The sequence below is a fragment of the Streptococcus parasanguinis genome (assembly GCF_040908565.1).
GTDB classification, from domain to species: domain Bacteria; phylum Bacillota; class Bacilli; order Lactobacillales; family Streptococcaceae; genus Streptococcus; species Streptococcus parasanguinis_AC.
Window position 1 is genome coordinate 25311 of the sequence record NZ_JBDGEA010000013.1, and the last position, 24329, is coordinate 49639.

Annotated in this window: 21 protein-coding genes; 18 read left to right on the forward strand and 3 right to left on the reverse strand. The window is 41.5% G+C overall.

Going from position 1 to position 24329, the window contains the following annotated elements; genetic code table 11:
- Positions 1-25: 25 nt before the first annotated feature.
- The 8 genes from AB5Y61_RS07285 (at position 26) to AB5Y61_RS07320 (ending at position 10095) form a co-directional block, all read left to right on the forward strand.
- On the forward strand, positions 26-1498 hold the full coding sequence (locus AB5Y61_RS07285) for a helicase HerA-like domain-containing protein (RefSeq protein WP_368403689.1): 1473 nt from the start codon (positions 26-28) through the stop codon (positions 1496-1498).
- Between the two features lie 98 nt (positions 1499-1596).
- Complete coding sequence (locus AB5Y61_RS07290) at positions 1597-2664, forward strand: serine hydrolase (protein WP_368403690.1); 1068 nt, start codon at positions 1597-1599, stop codon at positions 2662-2664.
- Positions 2665-2826: 162 nt separating this feature from the next.
- On the forward strand, positions 2827-3516 hold the full coding sequence (locus AB5Y61_RS07295) for a Crp/Fnr family transcriptional regulator (RefSeq protein WP_070595138.1): 690 nt from the start codon (positions 2827-2829) through the stop codon (positions 3514-3516).
- A gap of 234 nt (positions 3517-3750) precedes the next feature.
- Positions 3751-4980 (forward strand): arginine deiminase, encoded by a 1230-nt coding sequence (gene arcA, locus AB5Y61_RS07300; protein ID WP_368403691.1) that lies wholly within the window; start codon positions 3751-3753, stop codon positions 4978-4980.
- Between the two features lie 83 nt (positions 4981-5063).
- A complete protein-coding gene (argF, locus tag AB5Y61_RS07305) occupies positions 5064-6080 on the forward strand; it encodes an ornithine carbamoyltransferase (RefSeq protein ID WP_003006350.1) in 1017 nt (338 codons plus the stop codon).
- A gap of 82 nt (positions 6081-6162) precedes the next feature.
- A complete protein-coding gene (arcC, locus tag AB5Y61_RS07310; RefSeq protein WP_368403692.1) occupies positions 6163-7107 on the forward strand; it encodes a carbamate kinase in 945 nt (314 codons plus the stop codon).
- Positions 7108-7231: 124 nt separating this feature from the next.
- Positions 7232-8743 (forward strand): YfcC family protein, encoded by a 1512-nt coding sequence (locus AB5Y61_RS07315; RefSeq protein WP_368403693.1) that lies wholly within the window; start codon positions 7232-7234, stop codon positions 8741-8743.
- 17 nt (positions 8744-8760) lie between these two features.
- Positions 8761-10095, forward strand: coding sequence for a dipeptidase (locus AB5Y61_RS07320; RefSeq protein WP_368403694.1), 1335 nt, complete (start codon positions 8761-8763; stop codon positions 10093-10095).
- A 29-nt stretch (positions 10096-10124) separates the two neighbouring features.
- On the opposite strand, the gene AB5Y61_RS07325 is transcribed toward AB5Y61_RS07320, so the two are convergent.
- From AB5Y61_RS07325 to AB5Y61_RS07335, 3 genes are read right to left on the reverse strand one after another with little or no spacing between them, the layout of a single operon-like run.
- On the reverse strand, positions 10125-10595 hold the full coding sequence (locus AB5Y61_RS07325) for an arginine repressor (protein WP_009732532.1): 471 nt from the start codon (positions 10593-10595) through the stop codon (positions 10125-10127).
- An 11-nt stretch (positions 10596-10606) separates the two neighbouring features.
- Positions 10607-11635: a tRNA preQ1(34) S-adenosylmethionine ribosyltransferase-isomerase QueA gene (gene queA, locus AB5Y61_RS07330; RefSeq protein WP_003006367.1), complete on the reverse strand. Its 1029-nt coding sequence runs from the start codon at positions 11633-11635 to the stop codon at positions 10607-10609.
- A gap of 11 nt (positions 11636-11646) precedes the next feature.
- On the reverse strand, positions 11647-11817 hold the full coding sequence (locus tag AB5Y61_RS07335; protein WP_049483678.1) for a hypothetical protein: 171 nt from the start codon (positions 11815-11817) through the stop codon (positions 11647-11649).
- Positions 11818-11942: 125 nt separating this feature from the next.
- On the opposite strand from AB5Y61_RS07335, the gene AB5Y61_RS07340 reads away from it, so the two are divergent.
- The 10 genes from AB5Y61_RS07340 to alaS all read left to right on the forward strand — a co-directional run bounded on the left by AB5Y61_RS07340 (position 11943) and on the right by alaS (position 24192).
- The gene (locus AB5Y61_RS07340; RefSeq protein WP_368403695.1) at positions 11943-12650 is read left to right on the forward strand and encodes a glucosamine-6-phosphate deaminase; all 708 of its coding nucleotides are present in this window, start codon (positions 11943-11945) and stop codon (positions 12648-12650) included.
- A gap of 188 nt (positions 12651-12838) precedes the next feature.
- Positions 12839-14185, forward strand: a complete 1347-nt coding sequence (locus tag AB5Y61_RS07345; protein WP_195529523.1) for a DUF1958 domain-containing protein — start codon at positions 12839-12841, stop codon at positions 14183-14185.
- Between the two features lie 71 nt (positions 14186-14256).
- Complete coding sequence (locus AB5Y61_RS07350) at positions 14257-15429, forward strand: MFS transporter (protein ID WP_368403696.1); 1173 nt, start codon at positions 14257-14259, stop codon at positions 15427-15429.
- A gap of 167 nt (positions 15430-15596) precedes the next feature.
- On the forward strand, positions 15597-16172 hold the full coding sequence (locus tag AB5Y61_RS07355; RefSeq protein ID WP_195529521.1) for a hypothetical protein: 576 nt from the start codon (positions 15597-15599) through the stop codon (positions 16170-16172).
- A gap of 73 nt (positions 16173-16245) precedes the next feature.
- Positions 16246-17196, forward strand: coding sequence for a competence protein CoiA family protein (locus AB5Y61_RS07360; protein ID WP_195529520.1), 951 nt, complete (start codon positions 16246-16248; stop codon positions 17194-17196).
- Between the two features lie 72 nt (positions 17197-17268).
- On the forward strand, positions 17269-19071 hold the full coding sequence (gene pepF, locus AB5Y61_RS07365; protein WP_368403697.1) for an oligoendopeptidase F: 1803 nt from the start codon (positions 17269-17271) through the stop codon (positions 19069-19071).
- A gap of 1 nt (position 19072) precedes the next feature.
- Positions 19073-19792 carry an O-methyltransferase gene (locus tag AB5Y61_RS07370; protein WP_368403698.1) on the forward strand — a complete coding sequence of 240 codons (720 nt, stop codon included), beginning with the start codon at positions 19073-19075 and terminating at the stop codon, positions 19790-19792.
- 72 nt (positions 19793-19864) lie between these two features.
- On the forward strand, positions 19865-20809 hold the full coding sequence (gene prsA / locus AB5Y61_RS07375) for a peptidylprolyl isomerase PrsA (protein ID WP_368403699.1): 945 nt from the start codon (positions 19865-19867) through the stop codon (positions 20807-20809).
- A gap of 254 nt (positions 20810-21063) precedes the next feature.
- Positions 21064-21549, forward strand: a complete 486-nt coding sequence (locus tag AB5Y61_RS07380) for an LURP-one-related/scramblase family protein (RefSeq protein ID WP_368403700.1) — start codon at positions 21064-21066, stop codon at positions 21547-21549.
- Between the two features lie 24 nt (positions 21550-21573).
- The gene (gene alaS / locus AB5Y61_RS07385) at positions 21574-24192 is read left to right on the forward strand and encodes an alanine--tRNA ligase (protein WP_368403701.1); all 2619 of its coding nucleotides are present in this window, start codon (positions 21574-21576) and stop codon (positions 24190-24192) included.
- The last annotated feature ends 137 nt before the right edge of the window (positions 24193-24329 follow it).

The window sequence follows — 24329 nt, forward strand, 5'->3', positions numbered from 1 at the left end:
ACTGAAACATTCAGGGAGAAATAAAATGACTAGTATTACCATTACCAAAGGAGCAGTTGAGACGCCTATCTATTTACGGATGTTGAATCGTCATGGCTTGATTGCAGGAGCAACAGGGACAGGGAAAACAGTTACCCTCAAGGTCCTCACAGAAAAATTAAGCAAAGAGGGCATTCCGGTCTTTCTAGCTGATATCAAGGGAGATTTATCTGGTTTAGCCAAAGCGGGGCAATGGACTCCAAAACTGGAAGAACGCTACAAACTGCTTGGTCTCACAGATCCGTTTGAGCCGCAAGCCTTCCCTGTTCGATTGTGGGATGTCTTTGGCCAAGCTGGTCACCCTGTTCGTGCGACTGTCGAAGGAATGGGGTCATTGCTTCTTTCTCGTCTGCTTGATTTGAATGAAACTCAATCAGGAATTCTTGCAATTGTCTTTAAAGTGGCTCAAGAGAAAGATTGGCCTTTGATTGATTTGAAGGACCTGCAAAGCCTTTTAAAGGAAGTCTATGAACACAGCTCAGACTATTCTGCCCAATATGGTAATATCACCAAACAATCTGTCGGTGCGATCCAAAGAAGCCTCTTGGTTCTTGAAGAAGAAGGAGCGGATCAGTTTTTCGGAGAGCCTGCACTTGATTTAAATGACTTTATGCAACTCGATGCATCAGGGCGTGGGTATATCAATATTCTTTCGGCTACAAAGCTCTTTCATTCACCAAAATTGTATTCAACCTTTTTAATTTGGATGTTGTCTCGCCTCTTTGAAACACTTCCCGAGGTTGGGGATCCCGAAAAGCCAAAACTGGTTTTCTTCTTTGATGAAGCCCATCTCCTCTTTAAGGATGCAAGCAAGCTCTTTCTTGAGAAGGTCGAGCAAGTGGTTCGATTAATTCGTTCAAAAGGGGTGGGGATTTACTTTATTACCCAAAATCCTCAAGATCTACCAGAATCTGTTTTGGCACAGCTTGGAAATCGTGTACAACATGCTCTTCGAGCTTATACACCAAAAGAAATGAAGGCCATCAAGGTGGCTGCCCAAAGTTTTCGTCCGAATCCAGACTTTGATACAGAAACAGTGATCACAGAATTAGGGACAGGGGAAGCCTTGGTTTCTTTCCTGAATGAGAAGGGGCAACCTAGTGTTGTTGAGCGTGCTTATATTCTCTCTCCTCAATCGAGTTTTGACCTCTTAAATGAAAGTGAACAATTGGCCTTAATCACGACATCGCCTTTCCATCAAAAGTATGCGACGACGATTGATCGGGAATCTGCCTATGAAAAATTAGCAGCTAAAGCAAGCAAGGAAGCACAAGAAGAGGAGAAAAAAGAAGCAGAAAAAGAACGAGCTACGGCGGAAAAAACAGAGCAAAAGCGCAGTCCAGGTCGCCCAAGAAAATCCAGTCTTGAAAAAGCTAAGGATTCCTTCTTGAGTTCCTTATTCCGGACGATTGCGCGTGAGATCGCTAAGCTCATTATGGGCTCCTTTAAACGAAAATAAGCCTTTGATGAAAAGAAATAAACTTTTTAAAAAGAAATCGTTTTCTATTTCTGATAATTCTTGTTATTTTCAGTAGAATCTTTTATAATTAATCTCGTATGAAAAAATATTTTAATCTACGCTCGATCATGATTGCGATCAGTATTCTATTGTGCTTAGTGGGAACAAGCGCACTGGGCTACTTGCATGTTACGCAACCAACAGCATCAGCAATTGAAAAAAAAGCAAAGAAAACAAAAGAAGTAAAAGAAAAAGATATAGAAAAGTCTACGCCTGAGACGAAAAAACCACGTGTCAAATCTCCTGAAGCCAAGCAAGCAGTAGTAGACGCAGACATGGAAACGATGAGTGCTTATGGCCTTGTCTATGATTATGCTAATAAGGGGTTGGTAGAGGTTGTCCAGGATTTCCTAGCGGAAAGTGGAATTGATCCGTCACAAGTTGCCTTCACGTATCGCAATGCCATTACAGGAGAGCAATTTGCCATGAATGATCTTCAACCAATGACGGCAGGAAGTACCTATAAGCTACCGTTGAACATGTTGGTGGTGGATGAGGTCACAAAGGGGAAACTCAATTTAACAGATCGGTTTGACATTACCAATACCTACTATGAATATGTAGGGGAACATGACAATTACGTTGCTGCCTTTGATGGAGCCATGTCTATCCCTGATATGCAACGCTATTCATTAGTTTACTCTGAAAATACCCCAGCCTATGCCTTGGCAGATCGTTTAGGGGGAATGGAGCAAGCGCGCAAGTTATTCAGTCGCTATGGTCAATCTCGCTCACCAGAAGTCAAAACCTTTAGCGAAGATAATAAAACGACAACGGATTATTATATCCATGTCTTGCAATATCTTTGGAATCATCAAGAAAAATATGCAGATTTGTTGGAATTGATTGGGGAATCTTTCCCAGGTGAGTACTATAAGAAATTCTTGCCAGATTTGGTCATTCAACAAAAACCGGGCTATGTTGCGGAAGCGCTCAATGTGGATGCCATTGTCCATGAATCGACCCCTTATTTGGTTGCCATCTATACTGCAGGACTGGGTGGAACGACCCCAGAAAGTTCTGAAATCAGTGGTGTTGGTCTTTATCAGTTGGGAGAACTAGCTTATGTCATCAATGAATGGCATCGTGTGAATATGAATGAATAATTGACGGAAGGTCTGAGGGTTGCTCAGACCTTTTCTTCTATCACAGTAGCATAAAATTCACTTGGTGTTTCGAAATACTTTTCTGTTTTAAAGAGGCTTCTTTCCCTCTTCTATCAAAAAAATATGTTATACTAATTAATAGTAATAAGAGGAAGTATAAACATGATTACAAAGGAAGATTACCAGTTGGTCCGCTCGCATCCAGCCTTCTCTGCGTTGCCAGTGGAGCTATTTGATAAATTAGCTGTTGAAATTCATGCTAGGGATATCCAAAAAGGACAAATTTTATTTTATGCAGGAGATAAGCGGGATCGCATTTTTCTTCTTTCAAAAGGCTTTGCTCGCATTGAGCAATTCGATTCGTCTGATCAATTTTCCTATATGGATTATATCAAGAAAGGGGCCCTGTTCCCTTATGGAGGGATGTTTCAGGATGAGCGTTACCACTATACAGCTAGTGCGGTGACAGATTTGCGTTGTTTCGTTATCCCCGTCAACCTCTATGAATCATCTGCCCAAGAGAGTAAGGAGCAGTTGCTCTTCATTACGAGAAAGCTCTCGTCAATTTTAGAATTTCAAGAGTTGCGTCTACGTAATGTCGTGACAGCTAGTGCCAGTGAGCGTGTGGTTCAATCTTTAGCTATCTTGTGTAAGGACTATGAAAGTTTAGGAAATCAACTTCCATTTCCAATCAGTATGAAGGAATTGGCCAAATTAGCGGCCACAACCCGAGAAACCGTCAATCAAGTTTTAAAGAAACTCATCGATTCTCATAAGATACAATATGAAAGAAAACAATTAACCTTTCTAGATACAGCCTACTTTTTAAATAGTTTTAAAGAGATCAATTAATTTGTTGATCTTTTTTATTTTTTTAAAAAAATATATATTCATAAAAATAATATAAAAGACAAAATATGCAAAGAAAACGCTTCATATTAACTAAAAAATAGGAATAATTCAAAATAATGCCAAATTCTTTGCATTAAAAAAGTAGAATCCTTCATGAAAGCGGTAACAATAAAGAATATAATAACAATTGTAATAAAGCTTGTGAACAAGCTCGAAGAAAAAGGAGGATGACAGATGTCAACTAAACCAATTCATGTTTTCTCAGAAATTGGAAAACTGAAAAAAGTAATGTTGCACCGTCCGGGTAAAGAGTTGGAAAACTTGATGCCTGACTATCTAGAGCGTCTTCTTTTTGATGATATTCCTTTCTTGGAAGATGCTCAAAAAGAACACGACAATTTTGCTCAAGCGCTTCGTAATGAAGGAATCGAAGTACTTTATCTTGAAAAATTGGCAGCTGAGTCATTGACTACTCCAGAAATTCGCGAACAATTTATCGAAGAATATCTTGATGAAGCGAACATTCGTGGACGCCAAACTAAAAACGCTATTCGCGAAATCCTTCGTGGTATTAAAGACAACCAAGAGTTGGTTGAAAAAACAATGGCTGGTTTCCAAAAAGCTGAGCTTCCAGAAATTCCTGAAGCTGACAAAGGATTGACAGACCTTGTTGAATCTGACTATCCATTTGCGATTGATCCAATGCCAAACTTGTACTTCACACGTGACCCGTTTGCTACAATTGGTAATGCAGTATCATTGAACCACATGTACGCAGATACACGTAACCGTGAAACTTTGTATGGTAAATACATCTTCAAATACCACCCAGTTTATGGTGGAAAAGTTGAACTTGTCTACAACCGTGAAGAAGATACTCGTATCGAAGGTGGAGATGAGTTGGTGCTTTCTAAAGATGTATTGGCAGTTGGTATCTCACAACGTACAGATGCTGCATCAATCGAAAAATTGTTGGTAAACATCTTCAAGAAGAACGTTGGCTTCAAGAAAGTATTGGCCTTCGAATTTGCGAACAACCGTAAATTCATGCACTTGGATACAGTATTCACAATGGTGGACTACGATAAATTCACAATCCACCCAGAAATCCAAGGGAACCTTCGCGTCTTCTCTGTAACCTATGAAAATGAAGCATTGAAGATTGTTGAAGAAAAAGGTGATTTGGCTGAATTGCTTGCTGAAAACCTTGGTGTTGAAAAAGTTACATTGATCCCTTGTGGCGATGGCAATGTGGTTGCTGCTGCTCGTGAACAATGGAACGACGGTTCAAATACTCTTACAATCGCACCTGGTGTGGTAGTCGTATACGACCGTAACACTGTTACGAACAAGAAATTAGAAGAATACGGGCTTCGTTTGATCAAGATCCGCGGAAGTGAATTGGTTCGCGGTCGTGGTGGACCTCGTTGTATGTCAATGCCATTTGAACGTGAAGAAATCTAATGTAGAAGACCGAGAGCTGGTCTTGAGGGATCAGCTCTTCCTTCTTACTGATCAATACTAGAAAGAAATAGGAGACAAATAGAATGACAAATTCAGTGTTCCAAGGACGTAGCTTCTTGGCAGAAAAAGACTTTACACGCGCAGAGTTAGAATACCTCATCGGACTTTCAGCTCACTTGAAAGACCTTAAAAAACGCAACATTGAACACCACTATCTTGCTGGTAAAAACATTGCGCTTTTGTTTGAAAAAACTTCAACTCGTACTCGTGCTGCCTTCACAACAGCAGCTATCGACCTTGGTGCTCACCCAGAATACCTAGGTGCAAACGACATCCAACTTGGTAAAAAAGAATCTACAGAAGATACTGCTAAAGTTCTTGGACGTATGTTTGATGGTATTGAATTCCGTGGTTTCAGCCAACGTATGGTTGAAGAATTGGCTGAATTCTCAGGTGTTCCAGTATGGAATGGTTTGACTGACGAATGGCACCCAACTCAAATGCTTGCAGACTACTTGACAGTTCAAGAAAACTTTGGACGTTTGGAAGGCTTGACACTTGTATATTGTGGTGATGGACGTAACAACGTTGCGAATAGCCTTCTTGTAACAGGTGCTATCCTTGGCGTGAACGTACACATCTTCTCACCAAAAGAACTCTTCCCAGAAAAAGAAATCGTTGAATTGGCAGAAGGATTTGCAAAAGAAAGTGGCGCTCATATCTTGATCACTGAAGATGCTGACGAAGCAGTGAAAGGTGCAGACGTACTTTACACTGACGTTTGGGTATCAATGGGTGAAGAAGACAAATTTGCAGAACGTGTTGCCCTTTTGAAACCTTACCAAGTAAACATGGATTTGATTAAGAAAGCTGATAACGAAGACTTGATCTTCTTGCACTGCTTGCCAGCCTTCCACGATACAAACACTGTTTACGGTAAAGATGTTGCTGAAAAATTCGGCGTAGAAGAAATGGAAGTTACTGACGAAGTGTTCCGCAGCAAATATGCTCGTCACTTTGACCAAGCTGAAAACCGTATGCACACTATCAAAGCGGTTATGGCAGCTACTCTTGGTAACTTGTACATTCCAAAAGTTTAAGACTTAACCGTATACCAACAGCTATAGGGGCTGGACTGCTAGCTTTAGTCCTGCCCCTATTTTTTATAGAAAGGGAAAATTCATGTCAAGAAAAATCGTCGTTGCTTTGGGAGGAAATGCTATTCTCTCATCTGATCCTTCTGCGCAAGCTCAACAAGAAGCACTTGTAGAAACAGCTAAACACTTAGTTAAATTAATCAAAAATGGGGATGAGTTGATCATCACTCACGGAAATGGTCCTCAAGTAGGGAACCTCTTGCTCCAACACTTGGCTGCAAATTCTGAAAAGAACCCAGCTTTCCCATTGGATTCATTAGTTGCTATGACCGAAGGAAGCATTGGTTACTGGCTTCAAAATGCTCTTCAAAATGCTCTTCTTGAAGAAGGAATTGAAAAAGATGTGGCTTCTGTTGTGACACAAGTCGTTGTTGATAAGAACGACCCAGCTTTTGTTAACCTCAGCAAACCAATTGGTCCATTCTACTCAGAAGAAGAAGCAAAAGCAGAAGCTGAAAAATCAGGTGCAACCTTTAAAGAAGATGCTGGTCGTGGCTGGCGTAAAGTTGTGGCTTCACCAAAACCAGTGGATATCAAAGAAATCAATACCATTCGTACTTTGTTGAACGACGGTCAAGTGGTTGTAGCTGCCGGTGGTGGCGGTATCCCTGTTGTGAAAGAAGCTGATGGTAGCTTGACAGGTGTTGAAGCGGTTATCGATAAAGACTTTGCATCTCAACGTTTGGCTGAATTGGTAGAAGCAGACCTCTTCATCGTCTTGACTGGTGTCGATTATGTCTTTGTGAACTACAACAAACCAGACCAAGCGAAATTGGAACATGTGAATGTGGCTCAATTGGAAGAATATATCAAACAAGACCAATTTGCACCAGGAAGCATGCTTCCTAAAGTAGAAGCTGCCATCGCTTTTGTAAATGGTCGTCCAGAAGGAAAAGCAGTCATCACTTCACTTGAAAACCTTGGAGCTTTGATTGAGTCTGAAAGTGGAACAATCATCCAAAAAGACTAATGGAAAATTAGGAAAAAACTAGTATTTTAAAGCTTATTGTGATAGAATAAGTCTATAGGTAAGCGTTTTACAAGATCCTCTTGTAAAACATCACTCACACTTTGTTGCGTTAGGAGGAAGACAAATGAGTGAAAAAACAAAAAAAGGATTTAAGATGCCTTCATCTTTTTCCGTATTGTTAATTATCATTGCTATTATGGCAGTGTTAACTTGGATTATTCCAGCTGGTCAATACAAGGTTGACGATGCAGGTGCTATCATTGCAGGTAGTTATGAATCTGTAAAAGCACATCCTCAAGGGATTTGGGATATCTTGATGGCTCCAATCAATGCCATGCTTGGTAAAGCACCAACCAGTGCAGCGATTGACGTAGCCTTCTTCATCTTGATGGTCGGTGGTTTCCTTGGAGTTGTGAACGAAACAGGTACCCTTGATGTAGGGATTGCTTCTATCGTTCGCAAATACAAAGGCCGCGAAAAAATGTTGATCTTGATCTTGATGCCATTGTTTGCCCTTGGTGGTACAACTTATGGTATGGGTGAAGAAACTATGGCCTTCTATCCACTTCTTGTTCCTGTTATGATGTCTGTTGGTTTTGACAGCTTGACAGGGGTGGCTATTATCCTCTTAGGATCACAAATCGGATGTTTGGCGTCGACATTGAACCCATTTGCGACAGTTATCGCTTCTGATACTGCAGGTATCTCAAGTGCTTCAGGTCTCTTGCTCCGCGTAATCTTCTGGATCGTATTGACAGGACTTAGCACCTACTATGTATACCGTTATGCAGATAAGGTTCAAAAAGACCCAACCAAATCTCTCACTTATGCAACTCGTGAAGAAGATTTGAAACACTTCAACGTAGAAAGTGGCGAAGAAATCCCTTCACAAATGAACAAGAAACAAAAACGTGTCTTGCTCGTCTTCATTTCGACATTCGTCATCATGGTTGCTGGATTTATCCCATTCAAAGATTTGGGTATTACATTCTTTGAAAACTTTAACGAATCTCTTCATAAAGTTCCAGTGCTTGGTCAATTGATCGGTAACACAGATGCTCTTGGTACATGGTACTTCCCTCAAACAGCTATGCTCTTTGCCTTCATGGGAATCCTTGTTGGTATCATTTATGGCTTGAAAGAAGATAAAATTATTTCATCCTTCATGAATGGTGCAGCTGACCTCTTGAGTGTTGCTCTTATCGTAGCAGTAGCACGTGGTATCCAAGTCATCATGAACGACGGTATGATCACTGCAACAATTCTTCACTGGGGTGAAGAAGGACTGAAAGGTCTTTCATCTCAATTGTTCATTGTTTTGACTTACATTTTCTACTTGCCAATGTCATTCTTGATCCCATCATCATCTGGTCTTGCCAGCGCAACAATGGGTATCATGGCACCTCTTGGTAAGTTCGTCAATGTACCAGGTAGCTTGATTGTTACAGCTTACCAATCTGCATCTGGTGTCTTGAACTTGATCGCACCAACTTCAGGTATCGTTATGGGAGCTCTTGCTCTTGGACGTGTTGACTTGAGTGCATGGTGGAAATTCATGGGTAAATTGGTCGTAGCGATTGTTGTGATTACTATTGCCCTTCTTCTACTAGGAACTGTGGTTCCATTCTTGCAATAGAATAAAGTAGGTGTTTCATGAAAAAAAGAATTAAGGACGATGTGAAAGAGCAGTTTTTAAACTCTCTTCAAACCATCATTTCTTACCCTTCTGTGTTAAATGAAGGGGAAAATGGAACACCGTTTGGACAAGCTATCCAAGATGTCCTAGAAAAAACCTTAGAGCTTGCTCAAGAATTAGGTTTTCAAACTTATATAGATCCTGAAGGATACTATGGATATGCAGAGATCGGTCAGGGGGAAGAACTCCTGGCCGTTCTTTGTCACTTGGATGTTGTTCCAGCCGGTGATCTAAAAGATTGGCAAACGCCACCCTTTGAAGCAACCATTGTCGGTGATTATTTGGTAGGTCGTGGTGTGCAGGATGATAAGGGGCCGTCACTTGCTGCTCTCTATGCAGTTAAGAGTTTGCTGGATGATGGCATCCAGTTTACCAAACGAATCCGCTTTATCTTTGGGACGGATGAAGAAACCTTGTGGCGGTGTATGAACCGCTACAATCAAATGGAAGAACAAGCAGATCTTGGGTTTGCACCAGATTCTTCTTTCCCATTAACCTATGCTGAAAAGGGCTTGTTACAAGTGAAATTGCATGGTCCGGGTTGGGATGATCTTCCCTTACAGGCTGGTCAGGCCCTCAATGTTGTTCCAGATAAAGCGACCTATGCAGGTCATCGTTTAGAAGAATTGCTTCCCGTTTTGGATCAAAGTGGGGTTCAGTATAGCCAAACAAAAGATTCTGTAACGGTTATGGGTGTTTCCAAGCACTCCAAAGATGCAGCCGAAGGAGTGAATGCCATTGTCGGTTTAGCGGAAAGTCTGTCCCTCATCCAACCCCACCCAGCCTTGCTCTTTATTGCAGATGCTGTTGGTGAGGATGCAACTGGAGAAGCCCTATTTGGAAAAATTACAGATAAACCAAGTGGGGATCTTTCCTTCAACCTTGCGACCCTTGTGATCGATCAAGAGCAATCGGAAATTGGAATTGATATTCGAATTCCAGTCCTTGCAGATAAGGAGAATTTAGTGGCTCGTCTGCAAGAAATTGCGGCTAGCTATCAGTTGGAGTATGAAGAATTTGACTATTTGGCTCCTTTATATGTACCGCTAGATAGTCCTTTAGTCAGCTCTTTGATGGCCGTCTACCAGGAAGAAACCGGGGATAGGACACCAGCCATGTCTTCAGGTGGTGCGACATTTGCGCGAACTATGGAAAACTGTGTCGCTTTCGGCGCTCTTTTCCCAGGTGCAGAACAGACCGAGCACCAGGCCAATGAACGAGCAAAAATTGACGATCTCTACGCTGCGATGGAAATCTATCGAGAAGCCATTCAGCGCCTAGCGACAAAATAAAAAGTTTGGAAACTAAGTTTCCAAACTTTTTATTTGCTAAAGAAGAAGGGTGGGGTGAATTCTTTTAATTTTTCAAAGCAATCCAAAGCTCCTTGGTTGTCTTCACAGATGACCAAGCAGACATCGTCCCCACAGATAGTAGCTACAATTTGATCCAGTTCCAGTGCATCTAAGATAGCTCCAAAGGATTGGGCAAGCCCTGGAAGAGTTTTTACAACGACCTGGTTTTGGACCGGACGCAACATGACTAAGGCATCTTCCATATACATTCGCAGGCGCTTTTCCCAACGGGAAGGAGCGATAGTATTCATCGCATAGTAGGAACTATCCCCCTCGTTAATTTTTACCAAATTCAAGGATTTGACATCCCGTGAAAGGGTGGACTGGGTAACGAGAACACCATTGGCTTCTAAGGCTTCTTGAAGTTCTTGTTGGGTATGAATCCTACGCTCAGAAATGATAGAGCGGATCAAGCGGTGGCGGCTTTCAATTTTATTCATGAGAGACTCCTTTACTTGATGAACATAGCATCCCCAAAGCTGAAGAAGCGGTACCGTTCCTGAATAGCATGATGGTATGCTTCTAAGGTTAATTCACGGCCAGCAAAGGCAGAAACCAACATGACCAGAGTTGATTTTGGAAGGTGGAAGTTGGTTGAAAAGGCATCGACGACTTTCCATTCATAACCTGGTTTAATGAAAATATTGGTCCAGCCGGAATCGGCTTGGATATCTCCATCAAATTTGTTTCCAATCGTTTCAAGGGTTCGAATAGAAGTCGTTCCAACAGCTACGATGCGTTTTCCTGCAGCTTTTACTTGACGAAGGGTCGCAGCCGCCTCTTCAGAAAGTTGGTAAAATTCAGAGTGCATCTCATGGTCTTCAAGATTGTCCACTGATACTGGACGGAAGGTACCAAGCCCTACATGAAGGGTCAAGTAAACAAGATGAACACCCTTTGCTTCAATCTTTTGGAGCAATTCTTGGGTGAAATGTAGGCCTGCTGTTGGGGCTGCAGCAGAACCGTTTTCTTTAGCATAAACGGTTTGGTAGCGTTCGCGGTCAGCAAGCTTTTCGTGAATATAGGGAGGGAGTGGCATTTCGCCAAGACTTTCCAAGACTTCTAAAAAGATGCCTTGATAGTGGAAGCGAACGATACGGCCTCCGTGTTCCAATTCTTCTTCGACGGTTGCGGTCAAGCGACCATCTCCAAAGCTGACTGTGGCCCCTACCTTTAATCGTTTTGCAGGTTTTGCCAAGACTTCCCAACAGTCGTCTTGGGTATTTTTAAGAAGAAGGAATTCGACGTGACCACCTGTTTCTGGTTTTACCCCATGAAGGCGGGCTGGTAGAACGCGCGTATTGTTCATGACAAGAGCATCTCCTGGCTCCAATTCATCCAAAATTGCATCAAAATGACGGTCTTGGAATTGCCCTGTTTTTCGATCCAGGATCAAGAGTTTAGAGGCATCTCGTTTTTCAAGAGGGGTTTGGGCAATTAGTTCTTCAGGCAAATCAAAGTCAAAGTCGTTGGTATTCATTTGCGCTCCTTTTATAATAAATTTGTGAGTAGATAGATGGTTGTACCGATAGCTAAAAGCATCAGGACAGTTCCCATCAAAAAGATCAGGACCTTGAGAATCTTTCTTTGATGAATCAAGAAAGATAAGAGAAAGACAAGGAGTCCGATCAAAAAAATGATGAATAATAATGATACAATCATACCTTCCATTATATCACGAATCGACTTGAAAATGAAAAAAACGCCAGAAAAAGATAGCGGTTCCACTTGACAAAAATTGGTCTATACCATATAATAAAAGCATAGAGAAATAGGAGGTCTATCCAATGAAAATTATTGAAGTAAAGGACCAAATTGAGGGTGGAAAAGTTGCCTTTGATATATTGAAAGAAATATTAAAGGAAGGTGCGCAAACCTTAGGTCTTGCGACTGGAAGCAGTCCCCTTGAGTTTTATAAACAAATTCGTGAAAGTGATTTAGATCTTTCTAATCTAATCAGTGTTAACTTAGATGAATACGTAGGGTTGACGGGAGATGATCCTCAATCTTATCGGTATTTCATGGAAAAAAATCTCTTTGATGCCAAACCATTCAAAGAAAGCTATCTCCCATCTGGTGTAGAAGAATCTGCCGATCAAGAAGTGATCCGGTATAATAAAATACTAGAAGACCATCCAGTGGACCTTCAAATCTTAGGGATTGGACGCAATGGGCATATCGGTTTTAATGAGCCGGGAACTTCCTTTGATAGTCAGACCCACTTAGTTCAGTTGGATGCCTCTACGATTGAAGCCAATTCTCGTTTCTTTGATAAGATCGAAGATGTACCAACCCAAGCCATTTCGATGGGGATTGCTAATATCTTAGCTGCGAAATCAATTGTCTTGTTTGCCTATGGGGAATCGAAAGCCCAAGCGATCAAAGGTACGGTAGAGGGTGAAAGGACAGAAAAAGTGCCAGCTAGTGCCCTTCAAGGACATCCAAATGTGACCATTATTGCGGATAAGGAAGCTTTGAGCTTGTTAAGTCGATAAAAAACAGGACCTATCGCCGATTTATTCGGGCCAGATAGGTTTTTTTCTGCTTCAAAGTATGGTACAATACAAGTAATTAACTGCTGGGATTGGCTCTTTTCATCTACTGGGAGACAAGAAGAAAGAGCATGAAGGTTAGAAGCTTGTTTCAATCTCCAGCTGATTAGTCTGTTATAAAGGAAAAGTTTATGATAAAAAAATATTTGATGTCTATTTGCCTCCTTCTGAGTCTCTTATGCCAGCCAATTCTAGCGAGTGCGGATGAGTTGGTGGATATGGCGCAAAAGATGTATCCAAATGACAATGTCCAAGCCATTAACCGTCCACACTCTTCGCTCATAATTGACGGCAATACGGGAAATGTTCTTTGGAAAGACAATATCGATGAAGTCAGAGATCCGGCCAGCATGAGTAAGCTCATGACGCTCTATCTCTTGTTTGAAGATATGGCAAATGGCAAGATCAGTAAAGATACAGTGATCAAGGCGACTGCTTCAGATCAAGCGATCGGTAAGATCTATGAAATCTCAAATAATAATATTGTTGCAGGAGTAGACTATACCATTCCTGAGTTGATTACCATGACCGTGGTTCCATCCTCAAATGTATCGACCCTTATGTTGGCCAATCTTATGTCCAACAATGATCCAGATGCCTTTATCGAGCGCATGAATGCCAAGGCTAAGGAATTGGGGATGACTAATACGGTCTGGAATAACCCAAGCGGGGCTGCCATCTCAACCTTGCAAGGCTACTATCAGGTAAACAATTATCCAAATGATGCGGCTAACCAGACAACTGCGCGTGATTTGGGAATTTTGGTCTATCATTTTATCAATCAATACCCAGATATCTTAAGCTATACCAATCAAGCACAAGTAACGGTCAAAAAAGGAACTCCGTATGAGGAAACCTTTGATACCTATAATTATTCATTGCCAGGGGCCAAGTATGCCTTAAAAGGTGTGGATGGTTTGAAAACGGGATCAAGCCCTCGTGGAGCCTTCAACTATATTGCAACCATCAAACGGGGCAATCAGCGTTTAATTGCTGTGATTATGGGGGTTGGAGATTGGGCAGACCAAGATGGAGAATATTACCGTCATCCATTTGGGAATGCCTTGATCGAAAAAGCCTATAAAGATTTTGGCTATAAGAAATTATTGGATGCTGGTGTCCAGCAGATTGATGGCAAGACCTATACACTCGAAAAACCATTCTATGCAACGGTGAAAAAGGGAGCTAAAGAGCCCACACTTGCAGTAAAAGATGGGTATTTGACAGTGGATAATGGTCTCTATACTCTGTCTGAAGGAATCCGAGATGATATGAAGGTGGAAGAAGGGGCCAAGCCAGAACTGGTCAAAGAAACAGCAAGTGGAAAAAAGGCGACTGCCAAGCAAAGTAAATGGCTTTCGCTAGATCACTTCCTGATTTTAATTCCGATTCTCATTCTTGTCATCATTCTCTCGATTGAAAAACAAAGTCGAGATCGACGCAAAAGAGACGCCCAAAAGCGCTATTATAAAGATTAAGAATAAAACCTAACTGATTGTCGGTTGGGTTTTGTCATTGTTCCATTAGGATACTTTTAGAAAGGATGTAAATGAAAAAATTCCGTAATTCTTATGCAGCTTATATGCTACTCTATAGTTTTTATTTTATGTCTACCTCCCTCTTTACGACCTTAATTTCTGTCTATTTAATGGGGAAACACTATAGTGCCACCCAAGTATCGACCTTGGTATCTGTTGCCTTTTTCTTATCCATGGTAGCCCAACCCTTCTTTGGGTATATCAATGAACGATTTGGAATCGTAAAAATGACAACCCTCAGTCTGAGCATTATCATAGGTGGAGTCTTAGGTTTTCTTTGGGCTCCCAATCTCTTTTGGCTGACAGCTTTTTATGGAATCGTTCTAGTCTGTTTGAATGGAACAGCTCCCATGATGGAAGTTTTTGCAACGCAAAGTCCATACGCTTTTGGGAAGATTCGCGTTTGGGGAACGATTGGCTACTCAGTTGGAGTACAAATAGCTGGCTGGGTCTATCATCAGTTTAGTCCCCAAGCAGTCTATTATACGGTCTTAATCACGATTGTCCTAAGTATTTTCTGTCTGAGTGCCGTTCGAATGAAGAAAAAAGAGACAGTTATAGAAAAGGAAAAAGAGCCCGTTTCTATTTGGCCTCTCCTTCACAACGGTCCTTATCTCTTCTTTATTATTCTGATTGGCTTGGCTTCAGGGGTTGGTAATATCGGTCACACCTATATTCCTGAGTTGCTGATGGATAGTGGTCTACCGGTTCATATTGCCTCTACGGTTGTGGCTATCTCAGTTGTAGTAGAAGCTCCTTTGATCTTTTTCTCCGATCGATTCATGGACCACTGGCCTTTACGGGTTTTGATCGCACTTCCAATCGGGATTATTTTCGCTCAATATGCCGTCTATGCTCTTCCAAGTCCTGTCTTCTTAAAAGTGCTCCTGACACTCTTAGCCAAGCATACGACAGGCATGGTTTTGGTTATGGTTTCCTTGCGGTTTATTGCCCAACAGGTGAAGGGGGAAGACTTGGTTCTTGCCATGGCTATTGTACAGGGGGCGCGCTACCTAGGTACGATTCTATTACAACCACTGGCTGCAAACTTTATTGAATACGGCGGCTATCAACTTATGAGCCTCTTTTTAGCAGGAGTAGTAGGAATCGTTTTTGTAATGACCTTTGCCTTAAAAATGCCCCAAGGAAGATCTCACAGCCTTTTTGGTGGCAATGTAGAATAATTTATTTGCTAGAATTGTACGACTAGCTACAGAGGAATTGGACAGAAACACTGATTTCATCGTGTTCTGCCCAATTTTTTTGCTATTATCAAGAACTAGTGATTAATTTGACAATCAAAGTATTCGGTGATAGAATGAGGTAAAATAAAAATAAAGGAGACCATTTTATGAAAAAAATGATCTTATCGACAGCTGCTCTTTTGACGATTGTTTCCCTAGCTGCTTGTTCAAATAAGCAAGAAACAAAGAAGGAAACTTCAAATAGTCAATCAACTACTAAAGTGACGAGCAAATCTGCCAACACTACAAAAAGTAAGGATACTTCAACAGATTCAGAAAAAGGGTCAACTTCAAGTGTCGTTACAGATGAGGACATCAGTAAGGCAAAAACAGTGGGCGACTTCAAAAAGTTGTATGCAAAATTAATGGATCAGACAGTTTCTCTTACGGAAGAAGCAGGCTCTTCAGTAACAGGTTCCGCAAAAGAACAATACGATGCAACGATTAGTGCCTTGAAGCAAGAATTAGAAAACCAAAAAGATATCTTTAATGAAGGTTTGGAAAGCATCGGTTCAGATAGCACGGTTGTCCCTAAAGAAGACCGTGAAGCTTTGATCGAAAGCTTGAAAGATGCTCGAGAAGAGTTGGAAAGTACTCGTAAAGAAATGAAAGATATGCAGAAAGAATTGAGTAAATCTCCTGTTGCAGATGACGACAGTGATGATTCAGATTCTGAAGAATAAAAGGAAGAAAAGGTTGGAATTTCCAGCCTTTTTCTTATTTTTTTTCGAATGATATAGATGAGGAGGTGGGGCTATGTTTATTGCCATGGATAAGAATCAAAAGCGGTGGAACTGTATCGAAGAGATCCCAGATGTGACAGAAGGTCCCTTCTATTGCTTAGCTTGTCATAGTCCAGTGCGTCTAAAAAATGGCTCGGTTCTACGGGCTCATTTTGCTCATGTAGAATTACAGTATTGTCCCTATCATCACGAAGCTGAGAGTTTTGAACATCTGGAATTGAAAGCTTGTCTTTATAACTGGGCCTCCAAGGAGTCTAATACAGAAGTCGAAAGTTATTTAGCAGATTTTCAGCAAATTGCAGATCTCTTAGTAGTAGATAAGAAGTTAGCTTTGGAAGTGCAGTGCAGTTCCCTATCTTTAGAACGCTTGAAGGAGAGAAGCGATGCTTATCGATCCCATGGTTACCAGGTCTATTGGTTACTTGGTAAAAAATTGTGGCTCAAAAACAGACTAACAAAGCTGCAGGCTGGCTTTCTTTATTTTAGTCAGAATCGTGGGTTCCATCTTTGGGAATTGGATCTTTCAAAGAAAGAGCTACGTTTGAAATACCTCATCCATGAGGATTTACGAGGGCGATTGCATTATCAAACAGAAATTTTCCCTTTTGGCCAAAGGTCCTTACTAGAAGTCTTACGGACCCCTTATCTTTCGCAACCCATGCAGCAAATGGAAGTCGAGCTCGATCGGACATTTTTAACGTTTATACAGCAGCAGCTCTTTTATCGTCACCAAAAGTGGCTGAAGCTTCAGGAAGAACTCTATTTGCAGGGACACCATCTGATGGAACTGGGGCTGGATTTCTTTTATCCTCTTTGTCGTCCGATCCTTTCACAGAACTTGCTTCAAATTGAAGAGGATGTAGAAGATTACTACCAGCAGTTTATGACCTATTATCAGTCGCAAGGGATCCAACCTGTTCAGATCCTTTATCCCCCACGTTTTTATGCTCAGCAGAAAAGCTAACTTTCTAAGATAGAAATCCTCCCGAAATGTTCATTTTTATGCTAAAATAGTACCATTGGAGGTTTAATCGAAATGGTAAAACAACGTAATGAAATTGATGAAAAATACCAATGGGATTTGTCGACAATTTTTGCGACAGATCAAGCTTGGGAAGAAGAAGCAGCTAGCTTAGCTTCAGATATTAAAGCAACTAGCCACTATGCTGGCCATTTGTTGGATTCAGCGCAAACGCTTTTGGAGACAACCAATGCATATTTGGAATTGAGCCGTCGTTTAGAAAAGGTTTACGTCTATGCTCATATGAAAAATGACCAAGACACACGAGTGGCTAAATACCAAGAGTACCAATCAAAAGGGATGTCGCTTTATAGCTTGTTTGGTGAAACCTTTGCCTTCTATGAGCCTGAGTTCATGGCTATTACGGATGAGCAGTACAAAGCTTTTGTGAGTGAGGTTCCAGCCTTGGAACAATATGGTCATTATTTTGATCGTTTGCTAGAGAAAAAAGAACATGTCTTGTCCCAAAAAGAGGAAGAATTACTTGCAGGAGCTGGTGAGATCTTTGCTGCTGGTGGGGAAACATTTGAAATTTTGGACAATGCAGATATTGTTTTTCCAACTGTGCATGATGACAAGGGTGAAGAAGTTCAATTAACACATGGAAACTATATTTCTTTGGTAGAGTCAAAAGATCGTGCCGTTCGTAAGGAAGCTTATGAAGGTCTCTACAAGGTCTATGAACAGTACCAACATACCTATGCGAAAACCTTGCAAACCAATGTAAAAGTTCACAACTTCAATGCCAAAGTTCGCAAATTCTCATCTGCCCGTGAAGCAGCCCTTTCTGATAACTTTGTACCAGAAAGTGTTTATGATAGCTTGGTAGCAGCTGTGAACAAACACTTGCCACTCTTGCAACGTTACGTGCAATTGCGCTCAAAAATTCTAGGAATCTCAGACTTGAAGATGTACGATATGTATACGCCATTATCCGATACAGACTACAAGTTTACTTATGAAGAATCATTGGCCAAAGCAGAAGAAGTCTTGGCTGTTTTGGGTGAGGACTATCTTTCTCGTGTGAAACGTGCCTTTAGTGAACGGTGGATCGACGTGCATGTCAACCAAGGAAAACGCTCAGGAGCCTATTCAGGTGGTTCTTATGATACCAATGCCTTCATGTTGTTGAACTGGCAAGATACATTGGATAATCTCTTCACCTTGGTGCATGAAACTGGTCATAGTATGCATTCTAGCTATACCCGTGAAACCCAGCCGTATGTTTATGGAGACTACTCTATTTTCCTTGCTGAAATTGCCTCTACAACCAATGAAAATATCTTGACAGAACGTCTCCTAGAAGAAGTAGAAGACGATGCAACTCGTTTTGCTATTTTGAATCACTTCTTGGATGGCTTCCGTGGAACCGTCTTCCGTCAAACACAGTTTGCCGAATTTGAGCATGCTATCCATAAAGCAGACCAAGAAGGTACTGTTTTGACTAGTGAATTCTTGAACAACCTCTATGCAGAACTCAATGAGAAATACTACGGTCTTTCAAAAGAAGACAACCCTGAAATCCAATATGAATGGGCACGTATTCCTCACTTCTACTATAACTACTACGTTTTCCAATATTCAACTGGTTTTGCAGCAGCTTCAGCTCTAGCTGAAAAAATCGTTCATGGAACCCAAGAAGATCGTGACAAATATATCGACTACTTGAAGGCTGGAAACTCTGATTATCCACTCAATGTTATCCGCAAAGCAGGTGTGGATATGGAAAAAGAAGACTATTTGGACGCAGCCTTTGCGGTCTTTGAACGTCGTTTGAATGAATTTGAAGCCCTAGTGGAAAAATTAGGACTCGCATAAGATGGTAGAGTCTTATAGTAAAAACGCCAACCACAATATGCGCCGGCCAGTCGTTAAAGACGAGATCGTTGACTTTATGCGGACCCGTCAAAAACCGGTAGCTGGTGCCCTGAAGGAATTAGAAGCATTCGCCCGCAAGGAAAATATTCCCATCATCCCGCATGAAACGGTAGCATACTTTAGACTACTCTTGCAAGCTTTACAACCAAAGAAAATCCTTGAAATTGGGACAGCAATTGGATTTTCAGCTCTCTTAATGGCTGAACATGCTCCCCATGCACAAATTACCACTATTGATCGGAATGAAGAAATGATTGGTTTTGCCAAGGAAAATCTGGCTAAATACGATCAGAGAAAGCAAATCACCTTGCTTGAAGGAGATGCTGTAGATGTCTTACAGGATTTAACAGAGACCTATGACTTTGTCTTTATGGACTCAGCCAAGTCTAAATACATTGTCTTTTTGCCACGGATTCTCGAACTCTTAGAAGTTGGAGGCATTGTGGTACTGGATGATATTTTCCAAGGGGGAGATGTTGCCAAAGACATCATGGAAGTTCGTCGTGGGCAGCGAACCATTTATCGTGGGCTTCAGAACCTCTTTAATGCAACTCTTAATCATCCAGATTTGACCGCTAGTTTGGTGCCACTTGGTGATGGTATTTTGATGATTCGTAAAAATGCAGAGACGGTAACCTTGCCAGATCCTAGCTCATTTTAGGTTAATTTAAGGTATTCTCTCTAATTTGTGGTAAAATAGAAGAAGTTTAAAAAGGAACGGAGAATAATTTTCATGAAGAAAAAACTTGTAGCAGGTGCCGTGACCTTGCTATCAGTCCTAACTTTAGCAGCATGTACAAATGGTACAAACAAAGACGTCGTGACCATGAAAGGGGACACGATTACGGTTTCTGATTTCTATGATGAAATCAAAAACAATCAAGGAGCTCAACAAGTTCTTTTCCAAATGACTATTAATAAAGTCTTTGAAAAAGAATATGGATCAAAAGTTTCTGATAAAGAAGTCGATAAAGAATTGGCTAAACAAAAGAAACAATTGGGGAATCAATTCGATGCTTATTTGGCGCAACAAGGCTTGACGGAAGAAACAGCTAAGAAACAAATCCGTAGCAATATGTTGTTGGAATATGCAGTCAACCAAGCGGCTAAGAAAGATATCAAAGAATCTGACTATAAGGCGGCTTTTGAATCATATACACCAGAAGTAACAGCGCAAATTATCAAGTTGGATTCAGAAGATAAAGCAAAAGAAGTGTTGGAAGCAGCTAAAGCAGAAGGTGCAGACTTTGCCCAAATCGCCAAAGACAATTCGACAGATACAGCTACCAAAGATAAAGGTGGCGAAGTCAAATTTGATTCAGGAACAGCGGATATTCCATCTCAAGTCAAAGAAGCTGCCTTTAAGTTGGATGAAAACGGGATTTCAGATGTCATCACAGTTTCAGCAGGTCAAAACTATTCTGCTAGCTACTATATTGTCAAATTAAACAAGAAGACAGAAAAAGGTTCTGACTGGAAGAAATATGAAAAACGTTTGAAAGAGATCATTGTTGATGGTCGTAAGCAAGATACTAACTACATCCGTAGCATTATTGCAAAAGCGATGACCAATGCCAATATCAAGGTCAAAGATGATGCCTTCAAATCAACATTCAACCAATATTTGCAAAATATCGGTGTTCAAACAAGCGATAGCAGCTCATCATCTAAAAAATAGTTGACGGTTCCTTTTGGAACTTGTATAATGAAATAGTTGAGAATAAATTATTTAGAATCGGATGCAGAGAAGTGGCGGGGGTGCGAGCCATGGAAGAGAAATAATTTTGCTACTCGGCTGAGACAATTGCATATAAAATGAAGAATGACAAGTTCATTGAATGAAGGTGGTACCGCGGTTTCTCGCCCTTCGTGATATGAGCTTGTCTTTTGCTTATGAGCAGTTACCTGGGGTTTTTCAAAGGAGATCAAAAGATGAGAACCTATCAAGTAAAACAAAAGTTTCGATTGGGCGGTGAACGGTTCGATATTAAGGATGAGTTAGGAAATGTTGATTACCAGGTCGAGGGATCCTTTCTTAAAATTCCTAAGACTTTTACCATTTATGATAAGAATGGAGAAGTAGTCAGTCAGATCACTAAAAAACCAGTCAGTCTTCTTCCAAAGTTTGTGGTTGAGTTGAAAAAAGGGAATCGCTTTTTTATCCATAAAAAGTTGACGGTCTTTAGGGACAAATATGATATTGAAGATTTAGGCCTTCGGGTACAAGGAAATATCTGGGATCTAGATTTTAAACTATTCGATGATCGGGATCAAATCGTCGCTGAGATTAGCAAAGAACTCTTTCATCTCACCTCGACCTATCAAGTATCGGTCTATGAGGACGAGTATGCGGATTTAGTCATCTCGCTTTGTGTCGCCATCGATTACGTCGAAATGTTGGAAACTGGCGCCAATTAGTTAAATAAGAATTAGGAGAAAAACATGAAACAATTATCTAGTGCACAAGTCCGCCAAATGTGGCTTGATTTCTGGGCTACAAAAGGCCACTCAGTAGAACCATCCGTTAGCTTGGTTCCTGTAAATGACCCAACCCTTTTGTGGATCAACTCAGGGGTTGCCACTCTTAAAAAATACTTTGATGGAACCATCATTCCTGAAAATCCACGGATTACCAATGCTCAAAAGGCTATCCGTACCAACGATATCGAAAACGTAGGGAAGACAGCGCGTCACCACACCATGTTTGAAATGTTGGGGAACTTCTCAATTGGAGATTACTTCCGTGACGAAGCCATTACCTGGGCTTATGAACTCTTGACAAGTCCTGAGTGGTTTGACTTCCCTAAAGACAAACTTTACATGACTTATTATCCAGATGACAAGGATTCATACAACCGCTGGATTGAAGTGGGAGTAGATCCAAGTCACTTGATTCCAATCGAAGACAACTTCTGGGAAATCGGTGCGGGACCTTCTGGACCAGATACTGAAATCTTCTTTGACCGTGGGGAGGCCTTTGACCCTGAAAATATTGGTCTTCGTCTTCTTGCAGAAGATATCGAAAACGACCGTTATATCGAAATCTGGAACATTGTCTTGTCACAATTTAACGCAGACCCAGCTGTACCTCGTAGCGAATACAAGGAATTGCCACACAAGAACATTGATACGGGCGCTGGTCTAGAGCGTTTGGTAGCGGTGATCCAAGGGGCGAAGACCAACTTTGAAACGGACCTCTTCATGCCGATCATTCGCGAAGTGGAGAAATTGTCTGGTAAAGTTTATGACCAAGATGGCGACAACATGAGCTTTAAGGTCATCGCTGACCACATCCGTTCTCTTTCATTTGCTATTGGCGACGGTGCTCTCCCTGGAAATGAAGGTCGTGGTTATGTCCTTCGACGTCTCCTCCGTCGTGCTTCTATGCATGGTCAAAAATTGGGTATCAATGAGCCTTTCCTTTACAAACTGGTTCCAACTGTTGGAAAAATCATGGAAAGCTACTACCCAGAAGTGCTTGAAAAACGTGACTTTATTGAAAAGATCGTGAAGAGTGAGGAAGAGTCATTTGCTCGTACCCTTCACTCAGGTCAACACTTTGCCCAAGGCATCGTAGCAGACTTGAAAGAAAAAGGTCAATCTGTCATCGCCGGTCAAGATGTCTTTAAACTCTATGATACTTACGGATTCCCAGTGGAATTGACAGAAGAAATCGCTGAAGAAGCTGGTATGACTGTAGACCGTGAAGGCTTCGAAGCAGCTATGAAGGAACAACAAGAACGTGCGCGTGCATCTGCTGTCAAAGGTGGATCCATGGGGATGCAAAATGAAACCCTTCAAAACATCACTGTAGAAAGTGTCTTCAACTACAATGCTAGCCAATTGCCTTCTAAGTTGGTGGCTATCGTAGCTGACAATGCAGAAGTAGAAGGCGTATCTGAAGGGACTGCATCACTGATTTTTGCAGAAACACCTTTCTACGCTGAAATGGGTGGACAAGTTGCGGACCATGGTCAAATCTTAGATGCTCAAGGAAACGTGGTAGCGACTGTGACAGACGTTCAAAAAGCACCAAACGGACAAGCATTGCACACCGTTGAAGTTCTTGCTCCTCTTGCATTGAACCAAGAATACACTTTGGCTATCGATAGCAATCGTCGTCATCGTGTCATGAAGAACCACACAGCCACTCACTTGCTCCATGCGGCTCTTCACAACATCCTTGGCCACCATGCTACTCAAGCAGGATCACTTAATGAAGTAGAATTCCTTCGTTTTGACTTCACTCACTTCCAAGCTGTCACTCCTGAAGAATTGCGTGCTATTGAGCAACAAGTCAATGAGAAGATTTGGGAAGCCATCGCAGTGGAGACAGTTGAGACTGATATTGACACCGCTAAAGAAATGGGAGCTATGGCCCTCTTTGGTGAGAAATACGGTAAGGAAGTTCGCGTAGTCACTATCGGTGACTACTCAGTGGAACTCTGTGGTGGTACCCACGTAGGTAACACTTCTGAGATTGGTCTCTTCAAGATTGTCAAAGAAGAAGGTATTGGATCAGGAACTCGTCGTATCTTAGCAGTGACTGGTAAGGAAGCCTTTGAAGCTTATCGTGAACAAGAAGATGCACTGAAAGCAGTCGCAGCAACCTTGAAAGCTCCTCAACTCAAAGAAGTACCTCACAAGGTTGAAGGACTTCAAGAACAACTCCGTCAATTGCAAAAAGAAAATGCTGAATTGAAGGAAAAAGCAGCAGCAGCAGTGGCAGGTGATGTCTTCAAACATGTTCAAGAAGCAAACGGACACCGTTACATTGCTAGTCAAGTTTCTGTATCAGATGCAGGTGCCCTTCGTACCTTTGCGGATAACTGGAAACAAAAAGACTACTCAGAAGTCCTTGTTCTTGTCGCAGCTATTGGTGACAAGGTCAACCTTCTCGTAGCTAGCAAGACTAAAGATATCCACGCAGGTAACTTGGTTAAAGAATTGGCTCCAATCGTCGATGGACGTGGTGGTGGAAAACCAGACATGGCCATGGCAGGAGGAAGCAACCAAGCCAAGATCCAAGAATTGTTGGATGCAGTAGCAGGTAAATTGTAATAATAGGAGAGAGTGGGACAGAAATCGGACATTCGTTAGAATTCGATTTCGTCGTCCCACCTCCGCACAGTTGAGTAGGGCTGTAAAAGCTGATGAAATCAGCGTAGTAGAGCCCACTCAACCACTGCGTCTTGCTC